Source organism: Lysobacterales bacterium, from assembly GCA_019634735.1.
Lineage (GTDB): Bacteria > Pseudomonadota > Gammaproteobacteria > Xanthomonadales > UBA2363 > Pseudofulvimonas.
On sequence record JAHCAT010000010.1, the window covers coordinates 37,763 to 58,457 of the forward strand.

At 70.8% G+C, this 20,695-nt stretch carries 13 protein-coding genes; 6 read left to right on the forward strand and 7 right to left on the reverse strand.

Annotated features, from left to right (window positions below):
• Positions 1–134 precede the first annotated feature (134 nt).
• Complete coding sequence (gene pbpC / locus KF823_10585; protein ID MBX3726348.1) at positions 135–2,615, reverse strand: penicillin-binding protein 1C; 2,481 nt, start codon at positions 2,613–2,615, stop codon at positions 135–137.
• Between the two features lie 54 nt (positions 2,616–2,669).
• The gene (locus KF823_10590; protein MBX3726349.1) at positions 2,670–8,501 is read right to left on the reverse strand and encodes an alpha-2-macroglobulin family protein; all 5,832 of its coding nucleotides are present in this window, start codon (positions 8,499–8,501) and stop codon (positions 2,670–2,672) included.
• A 790-nt stretch (positions 8,502–9,291) separates the two neighbouring features.
• Between KF823_10590 and KF823_10595 the strand changes: the two genes are divergently transcribed.
• Positions 9,292–10,182: a DUF3034 family protein gene (locus KF823_10595; GenBank protein MBX3726350.1), complete on the forward strand. Its 891-nt coding sequence runs from the start codon at positions 9,292–9,294 to the stop codon at positions 10,180–10,182.
• A gap of 19 nt (positions 10,183–10,201) precedes the next feature.
• A complete protein-coding gene (locus tag KF823_10600) occupies positions 10,202–10,663 on the forward strand; it encodes a group 1 truncated hemoglobin (GenBank protein ID MBX3726351.1) in 462 nt (153 codons plus the stop codon).
• Positions 10,664–11,065: 402 nt separating this feature from the next.
• Here KF823_10600 and KF823_10605 read toward each other — a convergent pair whose 3' ends face one another.
• The 3 genes from KF823_10605 to KF823_10615 form a co-directional block, all read right to left on the reverse strand.
• Positions 11,066–12,655, reverse strand: coding sequence for a hypothetical protein (locus tag KF823_10605; GenBank protein ID MBX3726352.1), 1,590 nt, complete (start codon positions 12,653–12,655; stop codon positions 11,066–11,068).
• A 67-nt stretch (positions 12,656–12,722) separates the two neighbouring features.
• Positions 12,723–13,364 carry a hypothetical protein gene (locus KF823_10610; protein MBX3726353.1) on the reverse strand — a complete coding sequence of 214 codons (642 nt, stop codon included), beginning with the start codon at positions 13,362–13,364 and terminating at the stop codon, positions 12,723–12,725.
• Positions 13,361–13,585 (reverse strand): hypothetical protein, encoded by a 225-nt coding sequence (locus KF823_10615; GenBank protein MBX3726354.1) that lies wholly within the window; start codon positions 13,583–13,585, stop codon positions 13,361–13,363. The genes KF823_10610 and KF823_10615 overlap by 4 nt, the downstream gene beginning before the upstream one ends.
• A 750-nt stretch (positions 13,586–14,335) precedes the next feature.
• On the opposite strand from KF823_10615, the gene KF823_10620 reads away from it, so the two are divergent.
• Positions 14,336–15,520, forward strand: a complete 1,185-nt coding sequence (locus tag KF823_10620; GenBank protein MBX3726355.1) for a hypothetical protein — start codon at positions 14,336–14,338, stop codon at positions 15,518–15,520.
• Between the two features lie 426 nt (positions 15,521–15,946).
• Here KF823_10620 and psd read toward each other — a convergent pair whose 3' ends face one another.
• Positions 15,947–16,804, reverse strand: a complete 858-nt coding sequence (psd, locus tag KF823_10625) for a phosphatidylserine decarboxylase (protein ID MBX3726356.1) — start codon at positions 16,802–16,804, stop codon at positions 15,947–15,949.
• A complete protein-coding gene (locus KF823_10630; GenBank protein MBX3726357.1) occupies positions 16,804–17,430 on the reverse strand; it encodes an SCO family protein in 627 nt (208 codons plus the stop codon). Before KF823_10630 ends, psd begins: the two co-directional genes overlap by 1 nt.
• Positions 17,431–17,534: 104 nt before the next feature.
• Here KF823_10630 and prmB point away from each other — a divergent pair, with 104 nt between their 5' ends.
• The 3 genes from prmB to KF823_10645 are packed head-to-tail and all read left to right on the forward strand — an operon-like array spanning position 17,535 to position 20,559.
• Positions 17,535–18,455, forward strand: coding sequence for a 50S ribosomal protein L3 N(5)-glutamine methyltransferase (gene prmB, locus KF823_10635; protein ID MBX3726358.1), 921 nt, complete (start codon positions 17,535–17,537; stop codon positions 18,453–18,455).
• Between the two features lie 2 nt (positions 18,456–18,457).
• Positions 18,458–19,543, forward strand: a complete 1,086-nt coding sequence (gene aroC, locus KF823_10640) for a chorismate synthase (GenBank protein ID MBX3726359.1) — start codon at positions 18,458–18,460, stop codon at positions 19,541–19,543.
• A complete protein-coding gene (locus KF823_10645; protein ID MBX3726360.1) occupies positions 19,540–20,559 on the forward strand; it encodes an aspartate-semialdehyde dehydrogenase in 1,020 nt (339 codons plus the stop codon). The genes aroC and KF823_10645 overlap by 4 nt, the downstream gene beginning before the upstream one ends.
• The last annotated feature ends 136 nt before the right edge of the window (positions 20,560–20,695 follow it).

The window sequence follows — 20,695 nt, forward strand, 5'->3', positions numbered from 1 at the left end:
CGTCACCGGGGACGATCCGCCCGGCTCGGCGCCAGCCCGAGCTTTGCGAAGGTATCGCACCGGACCGGCCGCTAGCCTTGCCGGGTACCCGAGCGGCGCTGCCGCGAGCGGGATCGTCTTGGGCGCTCGAAGCGCTACTGCGCCAACACGATCTCCACGTCGCGGCTGTCCGAGCGGCCAAGGTCATCGACGACGCTCAGGCCCACCCGGGCAGTGCGGGTGGGTCGCCAGGCGATGGCCTCGCCGATGCCGGACTGGCCGATGAAGGCGCCGTCGGCGAACCAGTAGAGGCGGCTGGCGTCGGCCGAGGCGGTGGCGGACAGGGCGATGCCGGGGTTGTCTGCGCGGCCCAGGCGCAGGGCATAGCGGGTGCCGCGCCAGGGCGAGGTGATCTGCGGTGGCGCGCCCTGCCAGGTCTGCGCGCCCTGGCAGTCGGCGCCGGGCGGCGGTCGGCGGCGCGGCATGCCGGCCTGGGCGAAGACGCGGGCGAGGTCGGAGGGCCAGAACTCGAAGACTTCCTGGCGCATGCTCGTCGGGTCGAAGGGCTCGCAGCGTACCGCGCCGATGGCCAGGTCCAGGTTGACCGCGCGGTGGATGCGGCTGGGGCGGATCGGCGAGACGCCGGGGATGAACCAGGTCTGCCCGCGCGAGGGGCAGTGCGCGCCGGGCAGGCCCCCGTCGGCCAGGCAGACCTCGACCCGGGCCAGGCGCTGCGGCATGCGCAGGACCGGGTCGGTGAGCGGGACGCGGGCGGCGCGCAGGGCGTCGACGATCTCGAAGAACAGCGGGGCGGCCGCGTCCACGCCGACCAGGGCCGGGTTGCTGGCGCCGTCGAAGTTGCCCAGCCACACCACCAGCGCGTAGGGCCCGACCACGCCGGCGGTCCAGGCATCGCGGAAGGCCCATGAGGTGCCGGTCTTCCAGGCCACCGGCAGGCTGGACTGGTCCGATGCGGTGATGCCGTCGGCGCGCGGGGTGGCGCGCAGCATCTCGCGGGTGATCCACGCCGCCTCCGGGCTGAGCAGGGCGCTGCCGACCGCCTCGGGATCGTCCTCCCGCCAGCGCAGCGGGCGCAGGCGGCCGGCGTGGTTGAGCAGGGCGTACATGCGTGCCATCTCTTCCATGGTCACTTCGCCGCCGCCCAGCACCAGGGCCAGGCCATAGCGCTGCTCGCTGCGCAGGCGGGTGACGCCGGCCTCGCGCAGAAAGTCGTACAGGGTGGGGCGCTGCAGGTTGGCGGCCACCCACACCGCCGGGATGTTGCGGCTGCGGCCGAGCGCTTCGGTGGCGGTGACCGGGCCGGCGAAGCCGCCGTCGTAGTTCTCCGGCGTGTAGGGACCGAAGGCGGTGGGCACGTCGCGCAGCACGGTGGCCGGGTGCAGCACGCCCTGGTCCAGGGCCAGGGCGTAGATGAAGGGTTTGAGGGTGGAGCCGGGCGAGCGCTTGGCGGCGGTGCCGTTGACCTGGCCGTGGATGTCGGGGTCGAAGAAGTCGGCCGAGCCGACCAGGGCGCGCACGCCCATGTCGCGGGTGTCCACCAGCATCACCGCGGCATTGCGCAGGCCACGCTCGTCGCCGCGGCGCAGGTAATGCCGCACGCGCGTCTCGACCAGGCGCTGCAGGCGCAGGTCCAGCGTGGTGCGCAGCTCGGCCGGGCGCTCGGGCCGGAGGGTCTGCTCGGCCAGCACGCGGTCGGTGAAGTGGGGCGCGGCGAAGGGCAGGCGGCGCGGGCTGCGCAGGCGCAGCGGCAGGTCCATCAGCGCATCGTCGGCGTCGCTGGCGCCGTGGGTCTCGCGCCAGCGCTGGTAGAGGCGCGCGCGTGCCGCGGCCAGGCCAGCACCCAGGTAGGCCTCGCCGTCCTCGGCACGGGCCAGCTGGCCGCGGCGCGAAGGCGCCTGCGGCAGCACGGCCAGGGTCAGGGCCTCGGGCAGGGTGAGCGCGTCGGGCGGCTTGTCGAAGTAGATCCGGCTGGCCGCGGCCACGCCCTCGATGTTGCCGCCATAGGGCGCGAGGTTGAGGTAGGCCTCGAGGATCTGGTCCTTGGAGTAGGAAAGCTCCAGCTGCACCGCGCGCAGCACCTGGACCAGCTTGCCGCGCACGTCGCGTGTCTCCAGCCGCCAGCGCAGGCGGGCCAGCTGCATGGTCAGGGTCGAGCCGCCGACCACGGCCTCGCCGCTGACATAGGTGCTCCACGCGCCGCGCACCAGGCTGACCGGATTGAAGCCCGGATGCCGGCGGAACCAGGCGTCCTCGTGCAGCAGCACGGCGTCCACCAGGGTGGGCGAGATCGCGTCAAGCGGCACCCACTGCCGGTAGCGCTGGTCGGCCGCCGCGGTCAGGCGCAGCAGGCGTCCCTCACTGTCGAGCACCGCAGTGGAGCCCAGCACGCCTTCGGACAGGGGCGGGTGAGGGTAGAGGCGGATGGCGAGGAGGGTGAGGGCGATCAGTGCGGTGAGGGTGAGGGTGGCCTTGGCCAGGCGAACGCGACGCTGTCGCCTGCAGGCGCGAGGTGTGCCGTCGCAGGCTCGACGGGGATCATCCGATCGCGGGGATGCTGCGCTCTGCGCCACGGGCGGAGGGCGCAGGGTCTCGCTCGCACCCAAACTGTCAGACATCCGATGCTGTCCGCGCACGTCCGCTTCCATCCCTGGGCCAGCCCACTTCGCCGATCACGGCCCCCCTCGCTCCACGGCAGTGACCATCAGCTTTCCTGCCGGCCCACCGCGTGCGATCACGTCCTGCCGGTACATCGATTCGGCATGCACCGGCGGGATCGCGAACTCGCCCACGCTGCCGGCGCGGATGCGGTAGCGGAACTCGCGCGCCTCCGGGCCGACCGTGCCGTACAGCACCACGCGGTCCTCGCGCGGCTCGGTGTGGTCGGCCTGGAAGGTGCTGCCGGGCAGGGCGAGGCTGGCGGCCTGCGGCTGGGCCTCGCCGGCCGGCGTGCCCTCGTCGCCGCCATCGTCGAAGCTCTCCTGGCGCGCGGTGTCAGCGCTGCCCGCGGCAGCCTCGGCCGGGGCGGGCGGGATGAGCACCAGCTCGAAGCCGCCGGGCAGCAGGTCGCTGATGGCCACGTGCTCCCAGCTGCGCGACTCGCGCGAGCGGATCCGCAGGCGCACGGTCAGTTCGCCGCCCACCGACACGGTGGTGGTCGGCTGGCCGTTGGCGTCCAGGTAATCGCGGATCACCTCCAGGCCCTGGTCCTGCACCGCCGGCGGCGGGCTGCGGTCGAAGCCGGATTCGGACAGGGCGTACCAGGCCGACGCGCCTTCGCCGGGGGCGACCCAGAGGCGGCGGTCGCTGCCCTCAAAGCCGGCGCGGCGCAGGCGGCCGATGGCCTCGCCGAGGGTGCGCGGTTCGCCCTGTGCCGCAGCGGCCTGCAGGGTGGGCAGGGGTGCGTCGAGGCTGCCGATCGCCTCCAGCGCCAGCACCGATATGCCCAGGCTCAGGGTGTTGAAGCGGGCCTGGCGGATCGGCTCGATCAGGCGCTCGATGGCCTGTGCCGGCAGGCGAGCGGCCTGGTCGGGGAAGTGCTTGTGCAGCAGGTAGATGCGCCAGGCGTGGTCGACCAGCGGGTCGCTGAAGTGGACGAAGTCCCAGCGGTCGGGCAGGGCGTTGCCGGCCAGCTCGCGCTGGCGCTGGGCCAGCGGGGCGGCGGCGCGGTCCTGGCGCAGCAAGGCGAAGGCGGCCGCGACGAAGGCGCCGGCGCTGTCGTCGCGCCAGGCCTGCGGGTGGTCGCGTTCCAGCTGGGTCTGCAGGGTGGCCAGCAGGTCGCCGACCTGCTGCCCCTGACGCGCCAGCAGATACACCGCGAGGGCGCGCGCACGTTGCTCGTGCAGGGCCATGCGTGAGGCATCGCGGGACAATTCGCGAAGGTAGCGGTTGGCCGAGCCCAGCATGTCGTCGGGAACGCGCAGGCCGCGCTCGCGGGCTTCCACAAGCGCCAGCGAGGTGTAGACCGACACGAAGGGTGCGGCGTCCAGCTCGGCGCGCCAGTAGCCGAAGCCGCCCTCCGCGTTCTGCCGCGTGCGCAGGGCATCGACCAGGCGAGCCAACTGTTCGGGGCTGGTGTGGCTGGCGCGGAACTCCGGGTGGCGGGCCTGTACGAGGGCGGGCAGGGCCACGCTCACCAACTGCTCGGTGCAGTAGTGCGGGAAGTTGCTCAGCCACGTGCCGTAGCCGTCGATGGCGACCAGGGGCGACGCCGATGCGGCGATGCGGCGGCTGGCGCGCGCGTCATGCATGTCGCGCAGCTCGCCCAGTTCGGTGCGCCGCTCCACGCGGGCCACGCGCAAGGTGGCGCGCGACACCGCCTCGGGCCGGATCGAAAGCTCGATGCGGCGCGTGGACACGCGCTCGCCGCTGCGTGCGCGCAGGGTCACCGCGGCCACGCCGGGCGAGTCGCCGGCGCGCAGGCGCAGGCGGGCCAGGCCCTCGTCGCCGGGCCTGATCGACAGCGCGGCCGGCGGCTCGCCCTCGCGGGTCAGCAGGCCGGCGAGTTCGACTTCCAACTGCACCGGCATGGCGGCATCACCGCCGTCCTCGACGGTGTTGGCGATGCCCACCGGCAACTCGAACACATCGCCCGGGGCCACGTGGGTTGGCACGGTGGGGGTGAGCACGAAGTCGCCGCGGATGCGCTGGGTGGTCTCGGTGATGCCCATGCGGCGCGGGCTGACCGCCACCGCCACCACGCGCAGGCTGCCGTTGAAGTGGTCGGGCATGGTGTAGGACAGGCGCGCCTCGCCCTCCACGTCGACCAGGCCCGACCACCACACCGCGGGGGCCTCGCCACGACGCTTGAAGGGATTGAGGTGGCGTGCCGCGCCGCCCTCGCCGTCGCCGCCCGGGGCGGCCAGCAGGGCCTGGAAGCGGCTGAACTCCGGCAGCAGCAGGTCCAGGATCTGCGCGGTGCCGACCTGGTGCATGCGCTTGCGGAAGAAGTGGTCCAGCGGGTCGGGGACGCGGTAGTTGGCGACCTGCAGGATGCCCTCGTCCACGGCGAACACCGCGACCTTGGCGCGCTCGCCGGTGCGCACGGTGAACTCCACCGCCTGGCCGGGACGCCCGCTTGCCGGGAGGTCGAGCGAGAGGGGCAGGGTGCGGCCGTCGCGGTCGATCTCGAAGGGCGCCACACCCCAGCTCAGGGGGCTGGTGAAGATCTCGTCCGAGTCCGGGGCGCGCAGGTACTGCACGCTGACGTAGGCATTGCCCTCCAGACCCTCGGGTACGCGGATGCGCTGCACCGATGCAGTGGTGTCGGCGCGGAACCAGGAATGCGCATAGACCTGGTCGCGCTCGATGGTGATCAGGCCACGGCCGGCATAGGGCGCGCGCAGGCTGATCTCGACCTCCTCGCCCGGTGCGTAGCTGCGCTTGGACAGGGTGATGGCGAGCTCGGCGTTGCGGTCCAGGCTACGGCTGAGGTTGGCCGCGCCGGCCACGGTCCAGTCGATGCTGTTGAGGACGGTGTCGTCGGCGTCGCGGATCTCCAGGGTCCAGTCGCCCGGCTCGGCGGTGTCCAGGCGCAGTTTCTGCGCGGCCTGGCCGAAGGCGATGGGCTGCTCCTCGCGCACGTCGCGGCGCTCGCGCGACACGTAGCGGTACAGGCCGTCGTCGGACTGGGTCAGCACCGAGACGAAGCGGCGCTCCACCCTGACCGCGCGCAGGCCGTCGACCGCGCGCGCAGCGCCGTCGGGACCGATCGCCACCAGTTCGATCTCGCGGTCGTCGCCGCGGCTGACCCACCCCAACGGATCGGGCGTGCGCACGCCGATGAGGTATTCGGCATCGCTGACCAGCGCGCCGGCCTGCGTGGCCACGCCTCGGCCGCTGCCGGGCTCGAAGGCGCGCACCAGCAGATCCAGGCGATAGGTGGCGCGCTCGTAGCGCTCCAGGCCCAGGGCCAGGGTGGCACTGCCCTCGGCGTCGGTGCGCACCTCGGCCAGTGGCTCGCTCACGCCGTCGCGGGCGCGGCGCGGGTCGTGGAAGCGGAAGCCCGGCCAGCGCGAGAAGCTGGGCAGCACCGGGCGCAGCGTGAGGCGACCCTCGACGCGTCGGTCCTGGGCCGGGGTGCCGAACAGGTTCTCCACGTTGACTTCGGCGTTGAGTCCGGCCGGATGCACCCAGCCCTGCGGGTTGCGTTGCGACAGGCGTGCGGATACGCGCAGGGTGTCGGGCTGGAACTCCCGCACCTGCACGGTGGTGCCGCCGACGAAGCTGCGGCGGTGCTCGCCCTCGATCAGATAGAGATTGGCCTGCCAGGGACCGCTGGGCGCCGACTCCGCCGGCGTGAAACGGGCCTCCTCGAAGCCCTCGTTGCCAAATGCGACGTTCTGGCGCAGCGCGGTGCTCCCCCGCGGGTCGGTGACCACCAGTTCCAACGGCAGGCCCTCGGGCGAGCGCGTCCAGTCGGCGGCACGCAGGACCATGCCCAGGTTGACGGTCTCGCCCGGGCGGTAAAGGCCGCGGTCGGAGAACAAGGTCGCGCGCAGCGCACCGGCATCGCGGTCGTTGGGTTCGCCGCCGACATCGAAGCGCGAGGTGTCGAGCGAGCGATCATGGCGATTCAGCGGAAGGAAGCTCAGGTCGTCGGCGAAGGCAACCGTGAGCATCACAGCCTGGCGCTCGCGGCGGAAGCCGCCGAGATCGGGCAAGGAAACTCTGCCGCCGGCATCGGTGGTCTGGGCGATGAGGGTTTCGCCGTTGCGGGCGACCACGCGCACCCGTGCACCGGCCACCGGGTCGCCCGAGGCCAGCGATTGCACGAAAACATCGCGGCCTCCATCCAGGGACTGCTTGGCGATCACGCCCAGGTCGGTCAGAACAACCAGGCGGCGATCGAACTCGCGCCCGCGGTTTCCGGCCAGAGTCTGCTCGGACGGCAGGCTTGCGTCCCGTTGATCGAGTTTGCGAAGGCTGAGCAGGAACACGCCGCGCCGGTCGGGTGTGAAGAACTCGCCCAGATCGACGCCTCGGTAGTGGGTCCGGGCCGGGTCGTCGGTCGGCATCTGCAGCCGCGCTTCGAAGCGCTCGACCAGTGCGTCCTCGCCGACCTGCCACAGCCTGGGCTCACTGAAGCTGCCGCTTGAGCCGGCGGCGAAATGGTGCAGCTGCTCGGGCAGGATGCGGCCGACTTCGAGTCGGGCATGGGCAAGATTGCGCGCGACGATGCTTACCCGACGCTCGCCTCGCAGCGACAGCAGAGCCCCGTCGCCCATGATGCGCAGCAGCTCCGGATACGGTGGGATCTGCAGCACGCGCGCATCGGGCTGGCCGAGTATGAAGCCTCCGAAGCTCTTGATGCCTCGCTCCACACGCACGTGGATGCGGCGCCCAGGCGGCGCCTGATAGCGGAAGCTGTGGGTCTGTGTCCATTCGCGCTCGGGCGGCAGCAGCGCCAGCGCCAGCGGTTCGCTCTGGTCGAGGACGGTCTGGTCGATCTCGCCCGGGCTCCAGCGGTAGGGCACCGGCCAACCGTCGCGCGGCGCGCTCTCGCCGAGACGGGCGATGCGGTGCTCGGGCAACAGCCAGGCTCGGACCGCGTCTGACACGTCGTTGTCGCGCATGGCCTGATTGAAGGTCAGCACCATCACCTGCTCGGGCTCATGGCGCTCGTTGTTGACCAGGGTCAGGTTGACGCTTGCGACGTTCACGCTGTAGAGCGAGGGCAACTCGACCTGGCCGGACAGCGCGTCGGCTGCGCTGCGGCCGGCCAGGCGACTGGCGACGCCCTGGCGCACGTTGAGTGTCAGCCGACCTCCGTTCTCGGGCACGTCCAGGGGTTCGGTCTGGATCCAGGCGGTCAAGCCGCGCTCGTCGTAGCGCACACCATGTGCTGGCGCGCGCAGGCTTCGGTCGGCGCCATCGCGCATTTCCAGCCCGATTCGCGACCCGAGCGTCGCGGCATCCACGGGATGGGAAAAGGAAAGCGTGTAGACGCCGCGCTTGAGCCGGGCATCCTCAGGATCCTGGTAGAACTCGCTGCCGGTCAGGCGGACGCGGAACGGCGCGGTCTCGAAGTCGTGGCGGGTACTCGCCAGCACACTGCGCGGTGCCAGCGCCGTGCGCGGGTCGATGCGCAGCTGGAAGGCCTGGTGTACCGGCCAGTCCTGGGCCGGGGTGAAAACCAGAACACGGTCGTCACGCCAGGTCCAGGTGCCGGGATGGGCGGGCGCCAGCGTCACACCCTGTGGCTCGCGGCGGCGCTCGCCGGGTTCGCCGATCGCTTCCAGCGGTGCCGCGGCAGCCGAGAAGCGCAGGCGCAGTTCGGCGATTTCGGGCGGTGTCCGGGTGTAGTCGGTGACGCGCGGCGCTTCCAGGACAACGCTCAACGCATCGGGCGGAACCACCGGCGGACGTTTGACCCACCAGATGGCCAGAGCCGCCAGCATGAGCAGGCAAAGACTGCCGCCGGCCCAGCGACCGGGGTGGCGGCGCATCCGGGCGATCGAACGGGCGAGCCAGGCCGGCCGCTGCCAGTGGAAGTCGCCCAGCACGTGCCTTGCCCACCCACGCCGGGGGTGCCTGCCGTCGTCCGGCGCAGGCCGGTTGCATCCTGGTTCGATAGCCTCGCTCATCGTGCTGCCCTTTGCTGCGCACCGCCTGCCGTGCCGGAGTGGCACGACCTCCTGGGGGGCGGCGAGAGTATCAGCCGCATACCAGCCTGGATCGGGGCAGGAAATGGCGATTTGCGGGCAGTGCGTTTCGTCGTGCCGGATCAGGGCGGCATTTCGGGCAGGAGGGTCGGTTCCGACGGGTCAGGGCGCCGGGCGCCGTGTTCAGGACGCCATCCAACCATGCATGGCGATCCGCTCGGCCGAAAGCCAGGCCCAGACCTTCCCAGCAGGTTCCTGAGCGGGTCCAGTCCGCGATAGCGCCACTTCGCCAGATGCCGGTTCGGGCGTCGCTCGCCGCCGCGGGCACCCGCCTTTCGGGCAGAACCCAGCCACGGCATTTGAAGGGCGAGAATTGCAGCGAACACCGCATGGTCGCCGTCGGGCATCCCAGGCGCGGTGGAGGCGGCCCGAGAAGGTCTTCCGGCGCCCGTCCGGTGTGGCGCCGCGGCCCGATGGCCTGGACGGTGGCGCATCGGGGCCGACGGCGGTCAGACCCGTGCCGTCGGCCAGCCGTCGAGGATGCGCGCAGTTCCGCGAAGGCCGCCCGGGCTGCGGGCGCCGAGGGTCAGGGGCCGGCCTGCATCCGATCGCTTCCCTGGAGCGTAAGTACGGGTGCTGATCGCCACCCGGACTCCGGGTGTGCCCCTTTGGATCCTGGGAGGTACTGATGATGCATAGGACACCGGGCCGGCGTTTCCGGCTTGCCTTGTCGCTGGCGGTACTGGCGACCCCGGCCTTCGCGCACGCCCAGTCGGGTGCCGGAACGGGCGGGAAACTGGTGTTGACCGGTGGCGTCAGCCAGGTCGAGGGGGCGGGCGGCGGCGGGCTGGTTCCCTGGGCGCTGATCGGCGGCCAGGGCGCGGCGGGGCAGGTCGGCGCCCAGGCCTATTACACCCATGTCGCCCTCGACGACTACACCCTCGACAGCTTCGGCGCGCTGGTCGGCATTTCCGACCGCCTTGAAGTGAGTCTTGCCCGCCAGCGCTTCGACACCAGGAACGTCGGAACCGCCCTTGGCCTGGGACGAGGCTTCACGATCCAGCAGGATGTCGTGGGGGTCAAGCTGCGACTGGCCGGCGACGCCATCGTCGAACAGGATGCCTGGTTGCCCCAGATTGCAGTCGGTTTCCAGTACAAGCGCAACGACCAGCCTGGCTTGCTCGCGGCGATCGGCGCGCGCGACCACGCGGACTTCGAGCCCTACCTGTCGGCCACCAAGCTGTACCTGGCGCAGAGCCTGCTGGTCAACGGCACGCTGCGGTACACCCGGGCCAACCAGTTCGGGATTCTCGGTTTCGGAGGCGACCTGCGCGGTAGTCGGCGGCTGCAGTTCGAGGGATCGGCCGCCCTGTTGCTCCGCCGCAACCTTGCAGTCGGTGTCGAGTACCGGGCCAAGCCGAACAACCTGGGCATCGCGCGGGAGGACGACGCGTTCGACGCCTTCATCGCATGGGCACCCTCCAAGCATCTGTCGCTGACGCTGGCGTACGTCGATCTTGGAAACATCGTCATCGCCGACGACCAGAGGGGGCTGTACGCCTCTCTCCAGGTCGGATTCTGAATCGACAAGGAGTCCGCGCATGAAACTTTCTCCCGGTGCGACCCTGGGCCTGCTGCTTTCCCTGGCCGTCGCCTTCGCGACACCGACGGCCGCGCAAATGGATCCGGCGCCCGCCCATCCTGAGCTGCGAGGGGTCCTCGATGATTTCGGGGGGGCGGCGGGACTGGCCGGCCTGATGGACGACCTGATGGTCCTCATGCTCGACAACCCGCGCCTGCGTCCGTTCTTCGAGACGATCGACCAGCGGTTGCTGAAGCGTCATCTTGCCGAGCAGTTCTGCGTGATCCTGGGCGGCGACTGCAGCTACACCGGGCGAACGATGATCGAGTCGCATGCCGGCCTGGGCATCACCCGCGCCGATTTCAATGCCCTGGTCGAGGACCTGCAGACGGCCATGAACCGTCGGGGCATTCCGTTCCGCGCCCAGAATCGACTGCTCGCGGTGCTTGCGCCGATGCACCGGGAAATCGTCGAGCGCTAGCCGGAACGCTACTTCAGGACGCGTAGCGAAATCGTCGGGTCGCGTCATGGTGCGGGCAGCGGACCGTTGGACGGCGAAGGCGCAGCCGACACGACGGCGAACTGGCCAACGGGAGTGGGCCGCGTCACGGCGCGAAGCTCGGCGGTCGAAGCAGCGGAATCATGAAGCCTCCCGGCAAGCCGCTGAACGACGCCTCGCAACCCCTTCGTGGATGGCCTGCGTTGCGGCATGGGTCGCCCCGCCTTCGCAGGGCATCGCCCGCGCTGGGAGCGGAGTCGACTGCGGGCCGCTTGCGATGTCACCTGTCCCGCCGGGCCGGGCGCCGGCCCCGGTTGGCCGGCCCGGCCGCCGCGTGGACCCAGGGTGTCAGAGCTCTCGGGCGTTTCGTCCCGCGTCGGGGCGTCACGCCTTGATGGCAGCAAGCCGCAGGTCGACGTCGTCGAGCGATGGCGAGCGGCCGCTCCTGAGTCGCCCGATCAGGTCGAACACGGCGGGGTCGGAGGCAGCAGAGCCGTGGGCCTGGAAGAGCAGCCCGAAAAGGTCCGCAAGCTCGGACAGCAGGAGGGCTTTCGGATCCGGCCTTCCGGGTAGCCCCTCCCCATGCGACCGCGTGCCGAACGGCGAGAATGGGTCGACCGGACGGACCCGGATCTGACCGCCAGGTTGCAGCACGACCTGGCTGGCGCTCAGCGACCACGGCACCACCTTGGCGCCGTGCAGGGCGGTCAACGCGGCCACGATGCGCCGGGCGAGCAACAGGCCGGCGGCAGCGGGTGGTGGACCCAGCCGTGCCAGGAGGTCGGCCAGCGAGTGCCCGGACAGGTCTTCGAGCGCGATCCCGAGTGTCCCCTGGTGCTGGCCCACATGGACGATCCGGACCAGGGCCGGGTGGTTCACGGCCATGGCGCGCTTCATCTCTGCGCCCAGGCGGAAGGCGAGGGCAGTGCGGCGCGCCTGGCCGGGCAGGAACTGCAGCAGCTCCGCCAGCACGCCTTCCTGACGATCGAGCACGCGCAAACGCTGTGTGCCGGCCGCGGCGGGCAGTCGGGCCAGCGCCTGGAAGCGATCGGGCACGGTAGCGACAGGACTGAAGGTTTCGCTCGCGGGCGCGGGTGAAACCGGCCCGGCGGATTCCAGCCACGCAAGTAGCCGGATGCTGCCATCCCGCGTGGCCAGGTCATCCCGCCGGGCGGGGACGGCCGCGGCGCCCGCCGCCCGCTCGCTCCGCCTGGCGATCCAGAGCGCCAGCAGGCCTGCCATGAGCCCGGCGCTGCCGGCCAGGACCAGCAGTCCCCGCTGCCGCGCTGTGCTGGCGGCGATTTCGGAGGGATGCAGATGCGCCGTGATCAGGGCGGGGCGATCGAAGTCCGGCAACTCCATTGCCGACACGTCTGCCGCGCGGTGGCCCGTCGCTGCGCCGCCGCCTCCGCTGGCGTGTTCCCGCCCGTCGGCGATCTCCAGTCCCAGCACGACCGCGCTTGGTTGGCCGATGGCTGCCAGCGTCGACGGCGCAATGGGTCGGGCGAACGCCAGCACACCGCGCAGCAACGGTCCCTGTCGCACCGGCGACAGCGCGATGCTGGTCGGGTTGCCCGCGACCAGCCAGAATCCGCCCGAACCCGCGCCGGTGCGAACCACCTCGGCGACGCCAGGGAGTTCGTCGCCGCGTTCCGCGGCGGCCAGGAGCGCGCCTGTGGCGAGGACCAACCGGCCGCCAGCATCGAACACCATGGTGCCGGCAGCCTGGACAGCATCCACCCGCTCCTCGAGCAGGTCGCGAAGCGAGAATGCGTCGACCGGCGTTCTCGACAAGGCGGCATCGACATAGGCTGCAAACCCGCGATCGGTGGCCAGCCGCTCCGCCTGGCCAGCCAGCTCGGCTTGCTGCGCCGTGACTGCGGCGGACAAGAGCGCCAGGCCCGCCTGGGGCCGGGTCCGGACCTCGGACTGAAGGGCCACCCGGGTTTGCCATGATGCCGCCAGGGCGAACACGGCGGTCGTGGCCAGGGCAGCCAACAGCACCCGGAGCGCGAGTTGCCGGTTGCCGGCCTGGCGGGTGTCAGCGGGCTGGGCCATAGCTGCTGCCGTCGAGGCGCGTGTGATCGGGAATCAGGGGGCGGTCGATGGTGAGGACGACTTCCGCGGCGCGACCGGACCCGGCGTCGATATCAAGGCGTTGCACGCCCGCCCTTGGATGCCACACCTCCAGGACCCCCTGGCCGTCGGGAACATTGTCGAAGCGGAAGCCGCCCTCGGCGTCGACCCGTGCCGCAAAGGGCGTATCGACCACCACGATCGCCGCGTACATGCCGTAGTGCACGTTGCAGAACACCATGACGACACCGGGTGATCCCAGCACCACGTCGGCACTCTCACCTTCGCCATAGAGGCCGAGGTCGAAACGGTTGCCCGGGGAATCCGAAAAGGCGTTGTGGAGCACGTCGTCATCGTTGGGGAAGCCGACCGTGCTGCCGACCGGGACGACCAGGGTGGTCGGAAGAAACCGCTTGCCCCGGGTGACGATGCTGAACCTGCCGGGACGCGGGGCGGCGAACGGGGTGGTGGGGCGAAAGATCGCCACGGCGTTGGCGATTTCGCCGGCAGCCAGGGACTGTCCGCGGGCAGCCACCAGGCGGACACTGCCCCGGACGCTGCGCCCGGCCACCTCCTGCGTGGTGGATGACTCGGGTTGCGCCCTCACAGGTGTTGCAGGTGCCGGCGCAGGCACGGGGGCTGGTGCAGGCGCTGGTGCAGGCGCAGGGGCAGGCGCAGGCGCAGGGGCAGGCGCAGGTGCCGGCGCAGGGGCAGGCGCAGACGCAGGTGCCGGCGCAGGGGCAGGCGCAGGCGCAGGCGCAGGTGCAGGTGCAGGTGCAGGTGCAGGTGCAGGCGCAGGTGCAGGTGCAGGTGCCGGCGAAGGCGCATTCAGGGCTTCGGGTACCGGGTCGGGTGCAGCCTCGGGCGCAGTCGGATCGGATCGCGTCGGGTCGGGTTGGCTGGATGGACCAACCGCAACGGCAACAGACGACCTGGGTGGCTGCGACGCGCACGCGGACAACGTGGCGGCCAGGGCAATCGCGAGGGCGATACGAATGAATCCGGGCATAGGTTTCCCTACCGGACGGCGTCCTCGCCGTCCTCATCGCAAGTCCCGGAACCGCCGGGAGCGGCACCCGCTGGGGTGCCGCGTCATACGCACGCAGTGCGACGAATGGATGCAGCCACAGGCCTGTGGGCCCGCGTTGGCAGACTGTCGAAGTGCCCGCCAGCTGCGGTCGAGTAGGGCTGCTTGGCGAAGCGATAGCGCAAGCAGTTGATTTGAAACGAGCCCGGCCGGGCAGGCGCCGGACTGGCGACGTGCGCATCGACCAGGACGATCCGCGCTTGTTCAGGCCGACGGTCGCCCGTGGGCCGAATGAGCGTCCACTTGCCCCGTGCCTCCCGGCAGTCGCCAGGGCCACATGCAGGGCTCGGCCCAGGCGGAAGCGGACGATCCAGGTCCGGGCGAAGCGCGACGGGGCAACTCGGCGAATCGCTCCGGGCGGACGGTGTCGGCCAGGTACGGCGAGCCGCTGGCCGGTGTCGGTTGACGCATTCCCGCATGCGTGACGTGCGCTTCTCGCCGCTTGCCGGCTTGCAGTGATATCCGAGCCCTTTTCAGCCGAGGACGCAACGATGAGATCGATGCTTGCCGCCAGCGTTTCGCTGTTTCTTGCAATGCCCGCCACCGCCCAGGTGATCAGTTGTGTCACCAACAGCCAGCAGTTGCAGGCCGCCCTGGTGCTGGCGGCGTTCAATGGTCAGGACGACGTGATCCGGATCGCCACTGGGCACTATCCGATACCGCCCGGCGGGTTTTTCTACAACACCGAAAGCGTTCATGCGGACGACAAGCACCTGACCCTGATCGGCGGCTGGTCCGAGCTGTTCGGCAACCCCTGCGGCCAGCAACTGACGCAGAACCCCTTCTATACCGTGCTTGACGGGGGTGGCATCGACCGGGTGCTGCGGATCCGGCCGGGCCGCCACGGCGACGTCACGGTGCGCCTGCTGACCCTGGCCAACGGCAGGGCAACCCACAGCAACGGCCCTGCGATCGGGGGCGGCCTGTACATCGACCCGGTGGCAGACAACAACACGTCGGTACACCGGATCGAGCGCAACGCCTTCATCAACAACGTATCCGATTCGATCGTGGGTGCGCTCGATCTGTCCACCGGGGTGGTGATCGCGACCGGGCGACGGCTGGTGATCAACAACCTGTTCTGGGGAAATCGAGCGTTGTTGGGAATCGGGGCGGTCAGAATTCAACAGCGCGGCGGCGAGGGCGTCTGGTTCACCAACAACACGGTCATCGGCAACAGCGTGTCATTGCCCCAGCCCGACTATCCAGGTGCGGTCCAGCTCGGCGGTTCGGCGGATCGTCACGTCTACAACAACATTCTCTGGGGCAACACCCTCAGCGACCTGCATATCGAGACCAATACGCCGCTGTACCTGCACAGCAACAACATCGGACACCGGACCGGATACCTGGGCTCGACCGCCGCCAGCGGCAACATGAGCACCAATCCGCAGTTCGGTCCGGGCTTTCTGAGCTTCACGCCCGGTCGCACGTCGCCCCTGGTCGACGCCGGCATCCATCCCGGCCCGCTGCCCTCGATCTGGCATCTGCCCGAACGCGACCTCAACGACAGCCCGCGCGTGGTCGGCCCCGCCGTCGACATCGGTGCCTACGAGAACTTCCGCGTGTTCGCCAGCGATTTCGAGGATCAGCAGGAACCCGACGGTGACGGATCGCTGCCAGCGGCGTTGTGCGAGGCCGTGGACTGCGAGGACCCGCAGCAGCGCGGAGAATGAATCCGGATTCGCCCTGCATCAGGTATCGGTCAGATGTGTTGAACGACGAAGCCGGCGGAACCGGTCGTGGTCATGGGTTCGGATCGGCACTGGCAGGCAGCCGGCAGCCCGGCCGGGTATGGCCGTGGATGGCCAGGGCCCGGTCGACCGGTACGGTACCGGCCGCGAAGGAGAGTGACTGGCCGGCCATCGAGCAGCGTGACGGCGCCGAGTGTCCGCTGCCTGCCGGCGATCAAGGCCAGGTGGCGGGAACCGGAACCGATCCGCGCTTGCTCGACCTTCTCGACCATGCTGCCGCGCCGGCGCTCGTCCCGCCGGACTTCGACGAGGCGTTCGCCTTGGCGAGTGCGCGGCAAGCGATCGACGCCGCGTACCGGGGCGTGCGCGGCGGCCCACGCCGTATGCAGGCGCGCCCCGCTTGGGAGTTCAGATGGCAGTCCGGGCTGCCAGTGCCCCCAGCCGCTGCCCGACCCGGACTTCCTGGCCGGTCGCGAAGCCTTTCAGTCGGACCCGGTCCGGCCCGAACAGCACGATCGCGGTCGAGCCGAAGTGGAAGCGGCCCAGTTCGGCGAAGCGGTCGAGCTGCCAGCGTCCGGGCGGGAACTCGGTGACCTGTGGCGTCGCGCCACGGGGGGACTCCAGCCAGCCCGACCAGACCGTCTCGATGCCGGCCACGATCATCGCGCCGACCAGCACCACGGCCATCGGCCCGGCTTCGGTATCGAAGTGGCAGACCAGGCGCTCGTTGCGGGCGAAGACGCTGTCGATGCCCTCGACGGTGACCGGTGCGACGCTGAACAGGCGCCCCGGCACGTAGGTGGTGCGGCGCAGGGTGCCGGCCAGGGGCATGTGCACGCGGTGATAGTTGCGTGGCTGCAGATAGACCGTCGCGAAGCTGCCGCCGGCATAGGCGGCGGCTTCGCCGGCATCGCCGACCAGGGCGGCCAGCGAGTAGTCGCGGCCCTTGGCCTGGAGGATGCGGTCGCCGATGATCGGACCGACGGCACTCACCCGGCCATCCGCCGGCATCAGCACGGCGCGGGGATCCGGGTCGGGCTGCCGGGCGCCTGGGTGCAGCGCCCGGGTGAAGAAGGCATCGAAAGTCGGGTAGTGGTCGGGGTCGGGGCTCTCGGATTCCGACAGGTCGATGCCGAACTGCCGGACTGCCCCCCGGATCTGCAGGTTCTTGAGCGGCCGCCAGCGGATCGCGCCCCAGCGGCGCGCCAGGGCGGTCAACAGGTGGTGCGGAAGCAGCTTCTGCAGCAGCAGGTAGGCGCGACGCATCAGGACGCGCGCCCTGCCAGCAGGCGCAGGTCGGCGATGATCGCGTCGATCCGCAGGGGCGGGCGCACCAGGGCGACCAGGCGCCCGGCCGGGTCGACGATCGCCAGGTGCGCGCTGTGGTCGACGGAGTAATCCTCGCCTTCCGGCGGATCGCGCAGGTAGATCATGCCGAGCTGCCGGGTGAACGGCAGCAGGGCTTCGTGCGGCCCGGTGGCGGCGACGATGGTCGGGCTGAAGTAGCGGGCATAGTCGGCCAGCAGGGCGGGTTCGTCGCGCTCCGGGTCCACCGAGACGAAGTTCAGGCCGGGCAGGGGACCGGCCTCGACCGGCCAGGCACGTTCCAGGTCGCGGAACACCGCCAGGGTCTGCGGGCAGATGTCCGGACAATGGGTGAAGCCGATGAACACCAGGTTCCAGCGGCCACGCCAGTCCGCCAGGGTAAGGGCGCTTCCATCCGGGCGCTGCAAGGAAAAGTCCTCCAGGGCGCGCGGCACCGGATAGACCAGGGCGGTGCGGGTCGCGGGCGCGTCCTCGGGGGCGAACCAGCGCTGGCCCAGGAACAGGCCCAGGGCGCCGGCCAGGGCGGCGGCGGCGATCAGCCAGGGCAGGGATCGGGAGAGGTTCATGGCCTCGAGTATAGCGGCGGCTGCCTGGTGGCCCGGTTTCAGCCCCCACGAATGCCGTGGCTTGGGCTACGCTGGCGGGCTGAATCCGACCGCAAGGCCGAGCCATGACCGAGCTGCGCAGCATCCGCGACTTCATCCGCTTTGGCGCCAGCGAGTTCGGCCGTGCCGGGCTGAGCTTCGGGCACAGCTACGACAACGCGCTCGACGAGGCCACCCAACTGGTCCTGCACGCCCTGCACCTGCCGCACGACCTGTCGCCGGTGTACGCCTCGGCACGGCTGACCGCCGACGAGCGCGCCCAGGTGATGGCCCTGCTGCGCCGGCGCATCGACGAACGCATACCGGCCTGCTACCTGACCGGCGAGGCCTGGTTCGCGGGCCTGTGCTTCCGCTCCGATGCACGCGCCCTGGTACCGCGCTCGCCGATCGCTGAGCTGATCGAGTCGGGCTTTTCGCCCTGGGCGGACGGCGTCGAGGTCGCCCGCGCCCTGGACCTGTGCACCGGCAGCGGCTGCATCGGCATCGCCATGGCGGTGCACAATCCGGGCTGGCAGGTCGACTGCGTCGACATCTCCGCGGATGCGCTGGCGCTGGCCGCCGAGAACGTCGAGCGCTTCGAGGTCGGCGACCGGGTCCGCCTGCTGCGCTCGGACCTGTTCGGCGCGCTGGCGGGCGAACGCTACGAGCTGATCGTCAGCAACCCGCCCTATGTCACCCACGACGAGTATTCGGCGATGCCTGCCGAGTACGCCCACGAACCCAGGCTCGGCCTGACCGCCGGAGAGGATGGCCTGGACCTGGCGCTGGAGATCCTGCACCGGGCCGCTGGCCACCTGGCCGAGGACGGCGTCCTGATCGTCGAGGTCGGCGAGTCGCAGCGCGCGCTTGAGCGGCTGCTGCCGGCGGTGCCGTTCGCCTGGATCGAGTTCCGGGTCGGCCAGATGGGCGTGTTCGCGCTGACCCGGGAAGACCTGGTCGCGCACGCCGGGGAGATCGCCGCCGTGCAGCGCCGCGGGACGGGTTGAGCATGTCGCACAATACCTTCGGGCACCTGTTCCGGGTCACCACCTTCGGGGAGAGCCATGGCCCCGCGATCGGCTGCGTGATCGACGGCTGCCCGCCAGGCCTGGAAATCGCCGAAGGCGACTTCGAGGCCGATCTTGCCCGCAGGGCGACCGGTCGCAGCCGCCATACCAGCCAGCGCCGCGAGGCCGACCGGGTGGAGATCCTCTCGGGGGTGCACGAGGGTCGTAGCACCGGCACTCCGATCGCCCTGCTGGTGCGCAACACCGATGCCCGCAGCAAGGACTACGACGAGCTGGCCACGGTGTTCCGGCCGGGCCACGCCGACTTCACCTATCAGGCCAAGTACGGCCTGCGCGACCACCGTGGCGGCGGCCGATCGTCGGCGCGCGAGACCACCATGCGGGTGGCGGCCGGGGTGCTGGCCAAGCGGCTGCTCGCGGAGCGCTTCGGCACCACCATCCGCGGGCATGTGGCGCAGATCGGCGAGCTGCGCCCGGCGCGCTTCCAGGCTGCTGCGGTCGAGGACAACCCGTTCTTCTGGCCCGACCCCGACATGGTCCCGGCGCTGGAGGCCTACATGGATGCCCTGCGCAAGTCGGGCGATTCGATCGGCGCCCGCATCGAGGTCGTCGCGGACAACGTACCGGCCGGCCTGGGCTCGCCGCTGTACGGCAAGCTCGATGCCGAGCTTGCCGCGGCGCTGATGTCGATCAATGCCGTCAAGGGCGTCGAGATCGGCGATGGCTTTGCCGTGGCCGCGCAGCACGGCAGCGCGCACCGGGACGCCATGGGTCCGGACGGCTTCGCCAGCAACCACGCCGGTGGCATCCTGGGCGGCATCAGCAGCGGCCAGCCGGTGACCTGCGCGATCGCGCTGAAGCCGACCTCCAGCCTGCGCCTGCCGGTGGCCTCGGTCGACCACGAGGGCCGGCCGGTGACCGTCGAGGTCAAGGGCCGGCACGACCCCTGCGTCGGCATCCGCGCGGTGCCGATCGCCGAGGCGATGGTGGCCCTGGTGCTGGCCGATCAGTATCTGCGGCATCGCGCCCAGTGCGGCGAACCCGCAACGGAGAACCTGCGACCATGAACCCCACACCCCGGATCGCCGTGGCCGGCGCCACCGGCGCCGTCGGCGAGGCGCTGCTCGACATCCTGGGCGAGCGTGGCTTCCCGTTCGCCGACCTGGTGCCGCTGGCAAGCGCCCGATCTGCCGGCGGCCAGGTGCGCTGCCGCGGTCGCGACTGGACCGTGCGCGAACTGGACGGCTTCGACTTCGCCGGCATCGACATCGCCTTCTTCTCCGCAGGCGGCTCGGTCTCCGCGCAGCACGCGCCGCGCGCCGCGGCGGCGGGTGCCGTGGTCATCGACAACACCTCGCATTTCCGCAATGAACCCGATGTGCCGCTGGTGGTGGTCGAGGTCAATCCCGAGGCGCTGAAGCATCGCCCGCGCGGCATCGTCGCCAATCCCAACTGCTCGACGATGCAGATGATGGTGGCGCTGGCGCCGCTGTACCGGGAGGTCGGCATCGATCGCATCAACGTCGCCAGCTACCAGTCGGTATCCGGCGCCGGCCGGTCGGCGATGGAGGAGCTGGGGCTGCAGACGGCGCGACTGCTCAACTTCCAGGATGCGGCGCCGGAAAGGTTTCCCGTGCAGATCGCCTTCAACCTGATCCCGCAGATCGACGAGTTCACCGACAACGGCTACACGCGGGAAGAAATGAAGATGGTCTGGGAGACCCGCAAGATCCTGGGCGACCCGGCGATCGGCGTGAACCCGACCTGCGTGCGCGTGCCGGTGTTCTACGGCCACGCGCTGGCCTGCCACATCGAGACCCGCCAGCCGATAACGCCGGAACGGGCCCGGGCCGTGCTGGCCGCGGCCCCAGGCGTGGTCGTCGTGGACGAGCACCGGCCCGGTGGCTGGCCGACCCCGGTGACCCATGCGGCGGGGTCGGATCCGGTCTATGTGGGGCGGGTCAGGGCCGACCCGTCGCACCCGCGTGGGCTGGCCTTGTGGATCGTCGCGGACAATATCCGCAAGGGCGCGGCGCTGAATGCTGTTCAGCTGGCCGAAATCTTGGTAAAAGACGTGGCGTGATCTATAGTTGCGCCGTAGTTATGAGACTGCGTCACACTTTGGCCCCGGTTGCGGGGGTCGGCGCGCGGGTCCCTCCGGGGGTGCGGGCGCGGTGGGTGGCGCGGGGCAGGGGGAATCACCGGCAGGTTCAGGCGCC